10 protein-coding genes and 1 tRNA gene are annotated in these 10,981 nt (G+C 72.8%); 4 read left to right on the top strand and 7 right to left on the bottom strand.

Going from position 1 to position 10,981, the window contains the following annotated elements; translation table 11 throughout:
* Together ACFE60_RS14105 and ACFE60_RS14100 are read right to left on the bottom strand one after the other, a co-directional pair.
* Positions 1-3,523, bottom strand: a 3,523-nt coding sequence (locus ACFE60_RS14105) for a DEAD/DEAH box helicase (RefSeq protein WP_375389499.1), incomplete at its 3' end; no start/stop codon positions are given.
* Between the two features lie 124 nt (positions 3,524-3,647).
* Positions 3,648-4,748, bottom strand: a complete 1,101-nt coding sequence (locus ACFE60_RS14100) for a ScyD/ScyE family protein (RefSeq protein ID WP_375389498.1) — start codon at positions 4,746-4,748, stop codon at positions 3,648-3,650.
* Positions 4,749-4,978: 230 nt separating this feature from the next.
* Here ACFE60_RS14100 and ACFE60_RS14095 point away from each other — a divergent pair, with 230 nt between their 5' ends.
* A complete protein-coding gene (locus ACFE60_RS14095) occupies positions 4,979-5,569 on the top strand; it encodes a LuxR C-terminal-related transcriptional regulator (RefSeq protein ID WP_375389497.1) in 591 nt (196 codons plus the stop codon).
* Positions 5,570-5,654: 85 nt separating this feature from the next.
* Here the strand turns inward: ACFE60_RS14095 and ACFE60_RS14090 are convergent, their stop codons facing one another.
* Complete coding sequence (locus ACFE60_RS14090; protein ID WP_375389496.1) at positions 5,655-6,020, bottom strand: DUF4440 domain-containing protein; 366 nt, start codon at positions 6,018-6,020, stop codon at positions 5,655-5,657.
* Positions 6,021-6,043: 23 nt separating this feature from the next.
* On the opposite strand from ACFE60_RS14090, the gene ACFE60_RS14085 reads away from it, so the two are divergent.
* Positions 6,044-6,115, top strand: a tRNA-Arg gene (locus ACFE60_RS14085).
* Between the two features lie 129 nt (positions 6,116-6,244).
* Here ACFE60_RS14085 and ACFE60_RS14080 read toward each other — a convergent pair.
* A complete protein-coding gene (locus tag ACFE60_RS14080) occupies positions 6,245-6,637 on the bottom strand; it encodes a hypothetical protein (RefSeq protein ID WP_375389495.1) in 393 nt (130 codons plus the stop codon).
* 422 nt (positions 6,638-7,059) lie between these two features.
* Here ACFE60_RS14080 and ACFE60_RS14075 point away from each other — a divergent pair, with 422 nt between their 5' ends.
* The gene (locus ACFE60_RS14075) at positions 7,060-7,728 is read left to right on the top strand and encodes an HAD family hydrolase (RefSeq protein WP_375389494.1); all 669 of its coding nucleotides are present in this window, start codon (positions 7,060-7,062) and stop codon (positions 7,726-7,728) included.
* A 33-nt stretch (positions 7,729-7,761) separates the two neighbouring features.
* Here ACFE60_RS14075 and ACFE60_RS14070 read toward each other — a convergent pair whose 3' ends face one another.
* Positions 7,762-8,481: an AAA family ATPase gene (locus ACFE60_RS14070; RefSeq protein ID WP_375389493.1), complete on the bottom strand. Its 720-nt coding sequence runs from the start codon at positions 8,479-8,481 to the stop codon at positions 7,762-7,764.
* Between the two features lie 95 nt (positions 8,482-8,576).
* Between ACFE60_RS14070 and ACFE60_RS14065 the strand changes: the two genes are divergently transcribed.
* On the top strand, positions 8,577-9,686 hold the full coding sequence (locus tag ACFE60_RS14065) for a hypothetical protein (RefSeq protein WP_375389492.1): 1,110 nt from the start codon (positions 8,577-8,579) through the stop codon (positions 9,684-9,686).
* A gap of 61 nt (positions 9,687-9,747) precedes the next feature.
* On the opposite strand, the gene ACFE60_RS14060 is transcribed toward ACFE60_RS14065, so the two are convergent.
* Together ACFE60_RS14060 and ACFE60_RS14055 are read right to left on the bottom strand one after the other, a co-directional pair.
* The gene (locus ACFE60_RS14060) at positions 9,748-10,248 is read right to left on the bottom strand and encodes a barstar family protein (RefSeq protein ID WP_375389491.1); all 501 of its coding nucleotides are present in this window, start codon (positions 10,246-10,248) and stop codon (positions 9,748-9,750) included.
* A 49-nt stretch (positions 10,249-10,297) separates the two neighbouring features.
* On the bottom strand, positions 10,298-10,981 hold a 684-nt coding region (locus ACFE60_RS14055), incomplete at its 5' end, for a hypothetical protein (protein WP_375389490.1).

The following is a 10,981-nucleotide window of genomic DNA, read 5'->3' as shown; positions in this document are numbered from 1 at the left end:
TGATCGCTCGGGCGCCGTGCGCCGCGACGAGGCCGAGCTTGCCGTGGTAGCCGAGCGCGGCCCGCATCCCGAGCGTGCGGAGGCGGCGGGCGAGGTCGACGAGCATCGCGTCGCGGTCGTCGTCCATCGCGTCGTCGGCGATGCGGCCCTCCGCGTCCGCCAGCAGGCGCCGCAGCGCGAGCACGCCCGACGGCATGCGGTCGCCCTCCAGGTCGTCGGGGCGGAAGCAGGACACGATCGCCAGCGACCGACGCGCCCGCGTGACCGCGGCGGCGAGCAGCCGCTCCCCGCCCGGCCGGGCCAGCGGGCCCAGCTGCGACAGCGTGCGCCCGTGCGGCGTGCGGCCGAAGCCGACGGAGAGGATCACCCGGTCGCGGCTGTGCCCGACCGCCTCCGCCAGCGTCACGACGATGAACGGCTCGGTCTGGTCGCGGGTGAAGAACTCGGTGACGTCGCCCCGGCGCACCAGCGCCTTCATCACGGCCTGCTGCACGCGGATCGCGTGCTTCGCGCTGCCGGAGACGACCATCAGCGACTCCCGCGGCCGGCTGGCGGCGTGGTCGAGCACGCGCTCGACCACGCGCTGCACCTCCGCCTCCACCGCCTCCACCGTGCCGCTCTCGACGTCGGGCAGGCCGTGGCCGTTGTCGACGTAGTCGAGCGCGAGGCTGCCGTGCCCGAGGAACGTCCCGGCCCACGGCACGCTCTCGATCCGGCCGTCGTAGAACCGACGGTTCACGAGCTCGGCGAGGTCCTCGCCGCCCGCGCGGTAGCTGGTCGTCAGCTCCACCGTCGGCACGAGCTGCGCGATGCGCGCGAAGACGCTGTCGGCGTGCCGCTCGTCGAGGCGCTTCTGCGTCGGCGGCTCGGGGTCGGTCTCGCGGATGGCGATGTCGAACGGGGTCGGGGTCTGCGTGACCGGGTCGCCGAACACGACGACCTGCTTCGCCCGCCGCAGCGCCCCGAGCCCCTCCGCGAACCCGAGCGCTCCGGCGTCGACGACGAACACCGTGTCGAACGTCACCTCGCCGAGGCGGTGCAGCTCGTACGGGGAGGCGAGCCACACCGGCGCGAGCAGCTTGATCAGGTGCGGCGCCTCCCGGTGCAGCACCTGCGGGTCGTCCGCCTTCGCCTGCAGCAGCGACCTGAGCGCCTCCGCCTCCGGCCCGCGATCCGCGAGGGCCAGCCGCCAGGCGTCGGCCAGCTGCCAGCCGAGCCGCTTCGCGTTCGCGCCCGCGTGGGCCTCGTCGACCAGCCGGAGGTCCTGCTCCAGCCGGTCGAGCACGGTGGTGTTCGCGCCGAGCAGCGCCGGGTCGTCGGCGAGCAGACGCTCCAGCACGCTCTTCCACCACGCGAGCTCGAGCTCCGCGCCCACCCGCTCCGGCGGCACGTGCCGGCCCGCGAGGTCCTCGAGCAGCGGCGCGAGGTCCTGCGACCGCAGCCGCGAGACGACGTCCTGCCGGTCCTGCAGGTTCTCGAGCACGTCGGAGTCGGCCGCGAGCGCGGCGATCCGGTCGCCGACGCCCTCGATCGGCTCCTGCGCGAGCGAGTCCGGCGTGCCGGCGAGGCCGAGCGGCTCGTCGAGCGCCGCGAGGTCCGCGGCGACGGCCTGGTAGTCGGTCCAGACGTCGGTGATGCCCGGCGGCACGTCCGGCGCGGTGCCGCTGGTGACGAAGCGCTGGTACAGCACCCGCTGCTGCTGGACGCGCTGCAGCGACTCGTGCAGGTCGGCGACGTGCACCCCGGGCCGCAGGTACTCCTTCGCCAGCCGCTTGAGCCGGCGCCGGTTGACGCTCGACATCTCCCGCGCGTCGCGCCGCGGCCCGGTGGCGATGATCAGCTCGCCGAGCGAGCGGTCGTACACGGCCGGCTGGAACCGGTCGAGCGTCTCGCGGATGTCGAGCAGCAGGCGCAGGTACACGCCCAGCTCGCCGATCGTGCCGAACGGCCGGAAGCGGGAGCCCGCGATCAGGGCGTCGGCCCGCTCGAGCAGCCGCGGCACGTCCGTGGCGTGGAGGCGCTTCGCCAGCGTGTGCGCCTGCGCGGCGGCCGCCCCGTCGGCGAACGCGGCGCCGTACCAGGGCGAGTCCATCGGGCCGACGCGGAACTCGCCCAGGGAGGCGGCGCGCAGCAGGTCCTCCTGCACGGCGCCGCGGTCGGCAGCGAGCGCCTCCAGCGCCCGGGTCGACAGCCGCGCGGTCGTCGCGGGCGGGTTCGGCAGCAGCGCGAGGCGGGACAGCTCGCCGAGCGCGTCGAGCACGCCGACCCCGAGCACGGGGTCGCGTCGGCCGAGCGCGGCGCGGTAGTCGAGCAGCACGGACCGGAGGCGCACCAGCGCCTCGTCGACCTCGCCCGTCTCCGCGGGCTCGGCCTTCTCGTTGCGGGAGATCGCCTGGATCAGGTCGCGGCGCACGGTGCGGCCGGAGGCGGTCAGCCCGGGCAGCCCGATGTCGGACAGCCGGTCGGCGACCGCGCGCAGCGTCGCGTGGCGGGGGCTGACGACGAGGATCCGCTTGTGCTGGGCGACGAGGGCGCCGATGGCGTTGACGATCGTCTGCGTCGCGCCGGTGCCGGGCAGGGCGTGCACGGCGAGGTGGTGCCCGGCGGCGATCTCCGCGACCGCCGCCTCCTGCTCAGGATCCGCGTCGAGCAGCGCGCCGTCGAGCGCGGGCGGCCGCTGGTCCTGCGGGATGACCTCGACCCGGTCGGTCGCGCCGGTGATCCGCGCGACCGCCGTCGGGTTGCCTGCGACGGCGTCGATGACGGGGTGCGACAGGTCCTTCGCGTCGGCGAGCAGGGCGGCGCCGATCTCGCCGAAGGAGGAGATCAGCAGCCGCGGCTGCACGCTGAAGCGCTGCAGGTGGCCGGTCAGCTCGCGCAGGCGGTCGATCACCGGCTGCGGCTTGAACGCGCCGGCCTGCTGGGCGAGCGCGACGAACGCCGTCGGGTCCAGCTCGATGTCGAACTGCTCGCGCATCGCGGTCACCAGCCCGGGGTTCAGCTGCAGCGCACCCTTCAGCCGCAGCTCGAAGTCGCGGCCGTACCGCCGGATCGCGAGCGGGCGCAGCAGCACGGGGCCGCGGAAGTCCTGCTTCTCGAACCGCCACTCCGCCAGCCCGATCGCCAGGTGCATGCAGTCGAGCCCGCGGGTCGCCGCCAGCTCGACGGCCTTGCCGGTGAGCGTGGAGGCGGCGGCGCTCGCGGTGCGGAACGCGATGTCGTCGCGGATCAGGTTCGACAGCAGCGTCGTCTTGCCGGTGATGAACTGCGCCAGCCCCGAGGGGTGCGTCGTCGACAGCTCGATGCGGGTGCGCACCGAGTCCTCGAACCGGATCAGCGGCGACTCGCCGCCGACGTGCGCCAGCTCCTCCCGCCACCGGTCCCACGCGCTCACCGCGCTGTTGACGGGGGTGTACCTGCCGTCGCCGACCGAGACGCCGTGCGCGGAGCCGGTGGTGGTGCCGGTCGCGACGCGGGGGGCGGACCGGTGCGGCTCCCCCTCCGTGTCCTCGGCATGCAGCACGCTGCCACTGTACGGAGGGGGCCCTCGCGCACCGGTGCCGCCACGCCGCGGCGTGGCGCACGGCGGACGGCGGCGCGGCGGGGACACTGAGCGGTTCCCGCCGCGCCGCCTCCCACCCTCCGGATCAGCCGATCCGGTAGATGTGGCCGGGCGCCGGCGGCGTGGATCCGGGTGCGCCCTCGCTCGCCGCGGCCGGTGCGGTGGAGGCGTAGAGGTGGCCGTCCGCCCACTCCACGGCGGCCGCGCCCTTCAGCGCGACGACCTGCTGGGGGCCGCCGGCTCCCGGGGTGAAGACGCCCCGCCCCAGCTCGACGACGTAGATGCAGCCGTTCGGAGCCACCGCGAGGTTCGTCGCCGACGCGAACCCGGTCGCGATCTGCCGGCTGCTGCCGTCCCACCCGACCTCGTAGACGCTGCCGAGTCCGCCCGCGCCGCCCGGCAGGGTGGTGACGTAGACGTGGCCGTCCCGGACCTCGACGTCCGTCGGCACGGCCTCGAACCGGTAGGTCAGCCCTTCGCAGGCCTTCACCTTCAGCTCGGCGGCGAGCGCCTTCGTCAGCGTCACGGGCTGCGCGGGCAGCACGGCGACGGTGGAGATGCGACCCCACCGATCGACGCGGACGATGTCGTTGCCACCCGCGTCCGCGACCAGCCAGGAGCCGTCGTCGAGACCGGCGACCGCGTACGGGTGCGAGTCCTTGATGCCCCGGTAGGTGATCGGCACCGGCTGCTCGCCGCCCGCCAGCTGCTTCCTGCAGGCTGCGGTCACCTTCGAGGTGTCGGTCACGCCGTAGTCGGTCGCCCCGTCGGGGTTCGCCCGCCGCTCGTACCGGCCGAGATCCACCTGCAGCACCCGGTGGCCGTGGTGCAGGACCGTGAGGAAGGTGTGCTTGTGGTCGGCCTCGGTGGTCGTGTACGCGATGCGACCGCGGTGGACGTCGACGCCCGCCAGGTCCCCGCTCTGCTCGGGGTTCGCGGAGGGGGCCGGGCCGGACGCGATCGGGGTGGCGCGGCCGACGCGGAACAGCGCGGACCTGGCGCCGTCGGCGACGTAGACGCGGTCGCCGCTCACGGCGAACTGCAGGGGCGTGATGTAGTCGCCGGGCAGCTGCGTGAGCGTGGGTGCGGTCGCCGGGGTCGCGGCGGCGCTGCCGGCCCCCGTGACTGCGGCGAGGGCCGTGCCCGCCAGGACGGCGAGAGCGACGGTACGGCGTGGGATGCGCATGCGGATCCTTCTTCCCTGGGTGGTTCGGGCGCCGCGCACGACGGAGGCGACCGCCTCCGACCCTGGCCCCGCCGCACAGCTGCGGCCATGCCGGAAAACACGCATGCAGCGCCTGCGGCGGCCGTCGTGACGCGGAGGCCCGCCCGGCCCGATCCCGGGGTTCCGTCCGACGAGCCGCAGGGCTACCGTGCCCGGGAGGCTGCCCCTCCCTCCGATGCCTGGAGTGCACGATGGTGCGAGTGTTCGAGCGGGACGACGTCGACGCGATCGACGTCCGAGCGGTGCTCGGCGCCGTGCTCGCGCTGCACGACGCGGCCGACCTCGACGCCCTGCAGGTCGCGCTGCCGCACCTGCTGGCGGACCTGATCCCGTTCGACTCCCTCGATCTGATAGGCGAGCTCGCCGCACCCGACGGGACCGCAGGCTGGAGCGGTCGCGCCGATCACCGGCTCGCCATCCGCACCGCGGACGGCGGCCACGTGCTCGGCGGCGTGGTGCTGGGGCGGCGGCGAGGGTTCACCCCGCGGGAGACCGCGATGGCGGGGCTGCTCGGTCCGCAGCTGGGCGCGGCCGTCGACCACGTGCGGCTGCGAGCGGAGCACCGGTCGCTCGGGCGGGGCTCGCCGCTGCTCACGGCGCTCTCCGGCCGCGAGCGGGAGGTGCTGTCCCACGTCGCGGACGGCCGCACGAACCGGGAGATCGGAGACGTGCTGCACATCGAGGCGCGCACGGTCGAGAAGCACGTCGAGCACATCCGGTCGAAGCTCGGCGCCCGCAGCCGCGCGGAGGCGGCGGCCCGCTGGGCGCGCGCGACCGCCTGACCCCGCACCGCGTCCTGCACACCGCGCACCTGCCACTTTCCGCAGACGACACCCCGTATCCGCTGCGGAAAGTGGCAGGTGTGCGCTACTCGACGGGCGTGCCCTGGTGGAACCGGAGGCGCCACTCGCCGTCGACGCGCTCCCACACGGAGCTGCGGCGCGACACCAGCGTGACGCCGGCGTCCGGGTAGGTGGTCTCGCTGCGGTAGGTGAGCAGCGCGCCGTCCGCCCCGATCGGCCGAACCCGAATCCCGGGCAGCGGCAACACGGTCTCGAACGCCTCCGCATCGGCCGCCATCGACGCCTCCCGCGTCCAGTGCCGGCCGGAGCGGCCGAACTCGTCGAAGTCGTCCGCGAGCACGCGCTCGAGATGCCCGCGGTCGAACCGCGTCGCGGGCCGCCAGAGCGACTCCTCGAGCGCGGTCAGCCGGGCGGCGTCGTCGGGGTCCACCCCTCTACACTGCTCCTCGGCCCGCCTCTGTAGCTCAATGGAAGAGCAGTTCCGTCCTAAGGAAAGGGTTGGGGGTTCGACTCCCTCCAGGGGCACACGTCTTCGCACCCCCTCCTGCCGCGTACCTCCGGCGGAGAGCCCGAGACGCGCCACCGCAGGTTTCAGGTGGACCGCCGCAGATCGGTCCGACGTGGCGCCACCGTCGGCGGGAACGATCCCACCGCTCATCGGGCGGCGAGCTCGTGCTGCGAGAGGGACCTGCTCGCGGTCGGGGTGGGCTGCTGTGTATGGGGCAGGTACGGGTTCGGCAGACCCGGATCGTTCGGCTTCGGCAGAGTCAGCTCCGGCGACAGGTCGCGAGTGACCGCGTTCAGCGCCAGATAGCCGGAGGAGGGTGACCAGATCACGTCCTCGTGCAGGTAGCGGCCCCTGGTCTCCTGGCCGACGCAGGCCCAGTGCGAGAAGGCATCGAGGCCCCGCGGGTCCGAGTCGGTCGGCGGATCCGGCATCCGCTCCGTGCACCGGACATGCTCGATGGACGTGTACGCACGGGTCGGGAGGAGCGTGTTGACCGCCTGCTCGACGTAGATGCGCGACGGCGGATTGTGGACGGGCACGCAGCTGCTCTGCGGCCCGCTCAACGCACGCGTCGCACAGGTCGACGGCGGAGGTGGACCCGGATCGATCGGCCGGCCCTCGGCGTCCCGCGGCGCGCTGCCGTCGTCGAGGGTGGAGAGCGTCGTGCACCCGCTGAGCGCGCCGAGCGTGAGCACCGCCGCCATCCCGACCCGGAACGCTCGTCTTCTGGTGCGCGAGCGACCCCCGCCCATTCCGATCACGGACAGCAGTCAAGGGCATCGCCGGGCTCGAAGCCTCCTGCCACAGGTGGAATCGGGGGGTCGATCGGATCGAGGCGGCAGACACCCGGACGCCCCGCCACGAAGCGGCAGCGCCGATGGCGATCGCAGGACCGGGACGGCCACCGCGCCTCACTCGACCTGCTGGCGGGCCAGCGGCCCTCGTCGACGAGGATGTCGGCGTGAACCGAGACGCACCCGTCGCCGGCGCGGCTGCTGCGCCGGTGCGGTGGCTGCTGCTGGATGTCGGGGGCGTGCTGGAGGTCGTCGACGACGAGGTGTGGCCGGCACGGTTCCGTAGCAGGTGGGCGACGCGCCTCGGCCTCTCGGACGCCGAGTTCTCGCAGCGGTTGGAGGAGGCGGACCTGCCCGATCCGACCACTCGGGCCGGAGTGGCGGAGGAGTACTGGGCGGGCTACGGCGCCGCGGTCGGCGCCACCTCCGAAGTGCTGGCCGAGATGCGTGCCGACTTCTGGGACGAGTACTGCGGCACCGCGAACACCACGCTCATCGGCGCTCTTCAGGCGCTGCACGGATCGGTCGGGCTAGCGATCCTGTCGAACTCGGGCGACGGCGCCCGCGAGGAGGAGGAGCGCCGCTTCGGGTTCGCCGCCCTGTTCGAGCCGATCTGCTACAGCCACGAGCTCGGCGTGAGCAAGCCCGATCCGCGGGCGTTCCGGCTGACGCTGGACCAGATGCACGCCGCGCCGGAGGACGTCCTCTTCATCGACGACCACCAGCCGAACATCGAAGCGGCTCAGCGCCTGGGGCTCCGCACCCACCTGCACATGGACGACGAAGGCACGCTGGCCGACATCGACGCGTGGGTGCGTGGCAGCGCCTCCGGCTAGCACCGAGGTCGAGGTGCGCCCTGCCCGTCGGGATCAGCCCCTCGCCTCAGACCCCTCCGTCCCGGAGGCGGAACTCGGTCGCGAGGAGTCCGCATCGCCATCCCCGGTCAGGACCAGCCGCGGCGACGACCAGTCGGCGTTGTCGATGACGACCGAGGCTCGCTCCCAAGGTCGACAGGCTTCGAAGTACAGCTTCTGCCCGTCCACGTAGCGCCGCACGTGGAGGTCGTCGGCGGCCGCCGGCAGGCCGTCTCGGACAGCCATGCGTCGGGCGCTCTCCTCGAACGGCACGTCGATGTACAGCGAGTAGTCCCACCAGCGGACGAGCTCGTTCCGGTGCAGGAAGATGCCCTCGACGAGGACGATCGCGTCGCCAGGGGCTTCGACGGGCACGAGATCGAGGCGGACGTCCCGATCGAGGTCCGTCGCACCCCAGCGGTAGAACCCGGGTCCGTCCGCGCGCAGCGGGCGCAGGACGTCCCGCTCGAGCGCGACGTAGTCGTAGCTGTCGAGCCAGAAGCCCTCGGGAGACAGGCGCCCGCGCGCGTAGCGACGAGCCCGCAGGTGATGGAAGTCGTCGACGTGGACCTCCACCACGCTTCGGCCCGCGTCGCGCAGCGCCGCTGCGAGCTCGGCGGCGAGGACGGTCTTGCCACTGCCGTCGACCCCGTCGATGGCGACGAGACGCCGCCCGCTCGGCAGCGCCTGCAACGCGCTCGACAGGTGGAGGAGGACCTCTCTCCGGCTGGGCATCACCTCATCAACCGGCCTCCGGCCTCGGCGGCGAGTCCGGGTGCAGTCGGCGCTGACGCGGATACGGTCATCTGCACTCGACCTCGGAGGATCAGGTGCAGCGCGGAAGAACGAGCATCGCCGTCGCAGCGCTCGGCCTGGTCCTGGCTGTCACGGGCATCGCCGTCCCCGCGCAGGCGGCGAGCGACAAGCACCTGCGCGTCAAAACGGTCGCCACCTCCGCCGACTACGTCGTGTACCGGCAGAAGCTCGCCACCGGGTACTCCATCTCGTTCCCGGCGAACAGCACGCTGTACTTCTTCGGTGACGATCTGAAGCGGCATCCGCTCACGGGCTTCGACCCGAGCGGCGACCTCCGGATCGCCGACGACACCGTCGTCCAGCAGCTCGGCTCGGACGGCACCGGCGCAGCCGATTCCACGACCGCGAAGCGCCTGCACTGGCGCGATCTGCGCACGGGGGACGAGGGCGACGCCACGCTCGCCGCGAACGACGAGTACGCCGACCCATCACTCCACGGCTGGATCGTGAAGCGCCGCACCGGGGTCACGGCCGCGAACGGCCAGCCCGTCTACCGGGTGATGACGATCAGCACGGCAGGCGTCGTGCGGGACTACGGCATCCCCTATCCGAACGGAGCCTCCTTCCGCGTCGTCGCCGGGCCGAAGGGGCTGCTGACCTCCCCAGCGGTGTACTCGGGCGAGGGCGACGAGGACTCCCCGATCGGCGACGGCCGAGTCCGCTACTCCCTCTACGCGCACTACGGCTCGTGGAAGACGATCTACGACGCGCACGCCGACATCGACTTCTCCTGCGGCCGCCCGACCGCCACGCACGCGGGTTGCGCCTTCGAGGAAGCGGTCGATACGAGGCACGACGGCTACGCCCTGCTGTCGCTGCGGAGCGGCAGGCTCGCGTGGTTGGCGGACCACCCGAAGCAGTGCTGGTTCTCAGCCCGTGAGGCTTTCGGCGGTGCGCTCGTCGGAGAGGCGTCGTCGACCTCGCCCAAGCAGCACTGCGTCCGCGGTCGTCTCACAGCGCTGAGCGCCGACGGGAGGATCGAGAACTCGAAGCGCCGCTGGGGCGTGCACGCGCTCGCGACGGTCGGTCTCGGTCGCATCCTCGTGAGCGAGAACGACCAGCGTGCCATCTACGGCCTGACCTCCGTGAACGCGAAGCCGAAGCTGCTCGTCCGCGCCCGCTGAGCGCCTCACGCCCGGGCGGCCGAGCGTCGGGCCCGCAGGGCACCCGGCGGGCGAAACACGGCTACTGCCAGCGCGCCACCGACGAGGTGGCGTCAGTCAGCGATCTCGCGGTGCGCTCGTGGACCTGAAGGATCAGGATGAACCGATTGCCGTAGAGCGAGGCAAGACGTGACGCGTCCGCGAAGCTCTCGACGAGCAGTCGAGTCGCTCGCCGGCTCACCTTCGACAGGTCGTCGGCGTGCTCGATCGTAATGATCAACCCTGTCGCGTCCTGCGGCCACGAGAGGTCGCCGCTGCCGATGTCCGAGATCACCTCCTCGAACGCGTCCCAGTTCCTCCCGAAATAGCTCGGGAAGTCGAGTGCCCCCACGAATGCGTCGAACAGCTCGGATTCGCTCCGCCAGCCCGAAGCATCGAAGCGGACCACCTGGTAGCCGAGTCCGGCCAGCGTCTCGACCGCGCCCGCGAGCTGATCGGCTGAGCGGAAGAGGCCCACAGGGCCGCTGCTGAGGATGGCGAAGTCGAGTTGCTCGTCGTCGTCCATGTACTCGAACGCGCTCATCGGCTCTGACCCTGGAGGACGTTGCTCGCGGCTTCCGCCTGCAATGGCCTCAGGCCCGCGCGATCGTCGTCGGGGCGCGGGTCACGCCGGTCAGGCCGGAGATCAACTGCTGCCGGCCCGTGCTGACGATGATCCGGCCGAGGCCCGTCCGGATGGAGGCGACGGCGCTGTAGCGGGCGGTCGACGTCGCGACCTGCTTGTTCCTCCCGAACCGGTACACCAGGCCCTTGCTGCAGGAGCCGGCGTCCGTCGTCTCGATCGCGACGAGATCGTCGTTCGAGGTGGCGTAGTCGACCGTCTGGCAGAGCGTCGGGTGGCTGTTCCGCAGGTAGTGCGGGGCCGCACCGCGCAGCGAGATCGTGACGAGGCCCTTGTTCGGCTGGATCACCGTGCAGGCGACGCTGCGCGCGGATGCCGGCGCGCACCGGATGCACGACCGAGGCGTGCCGGCGAAGACGGTGCGCCAGCCGCCGGGATCGGACCACGGCTGGAACTCGACCTGCGAGCTGGTGCACACGTCGTCGACCTGGATCGGGTAGGCGATCAAGCCGCTGTCGCTCGTCTGCATCAGGTAGCCGACCCCGCCGTCGATGTAGTCGGCGAACGGGACGCCCAGGTCGGTCTCGGATCCGTCGGGACGCACGCGGATCAGGCCGAACTCGGAGCCGGGCGCGGTCTGCCCGGTCCGCTGGACCACCCACCCGTCGGGAGCCGCGGACTGCAGGGCGTCGGT

The sequence above is a fragment of the uncultured Amnibacterium sp. genome, from assembly GCF_964245895.1.
Lineage (GTDB): Bacteria > Actinomycetota > Actinomycetes > Actinomycetales > Microbacteriaceae > Amnibacterium.
The sequence above is the reverse complement of the archived record's forward strand: the minus strand, read 5'-3'. Positions and strand labels throughout refer to the sequence as shown.

Bases quoted from the DNA above. Each gene is read 5' to 3' on its own strand.
- ACFE60_RS14100 (WP_375389498.1), bottom strand. From the start codon at position 4,748: ATGCGCATCCCACGCCGTACCGTCGCTCTCGCCGTCCTGGCGGGCACG.
- ACFE60_RS14095 (WP_375389497.1), top strand. From the start codon at position 4,979: ATGGTGCGAGTGTTCGAGCGGGACGACGTCGACGCGATCGACGTCCGA.
- ACFE60_RS14070 (WP_375389493.1), bottom strand. From the start codon at position 8,481: ATGCCCAGCCGGAGAGAGGTCCTCCTCCACCTGTCGAGCGCGTTGCAG.
- ACFE60_RS14060 (WP_375389491.1), bottom strand. From the start codon at position 10,248: ATGAGCGCGTTCGAGTACATGGACGACGACGAGCAACTCGACTTCGCC.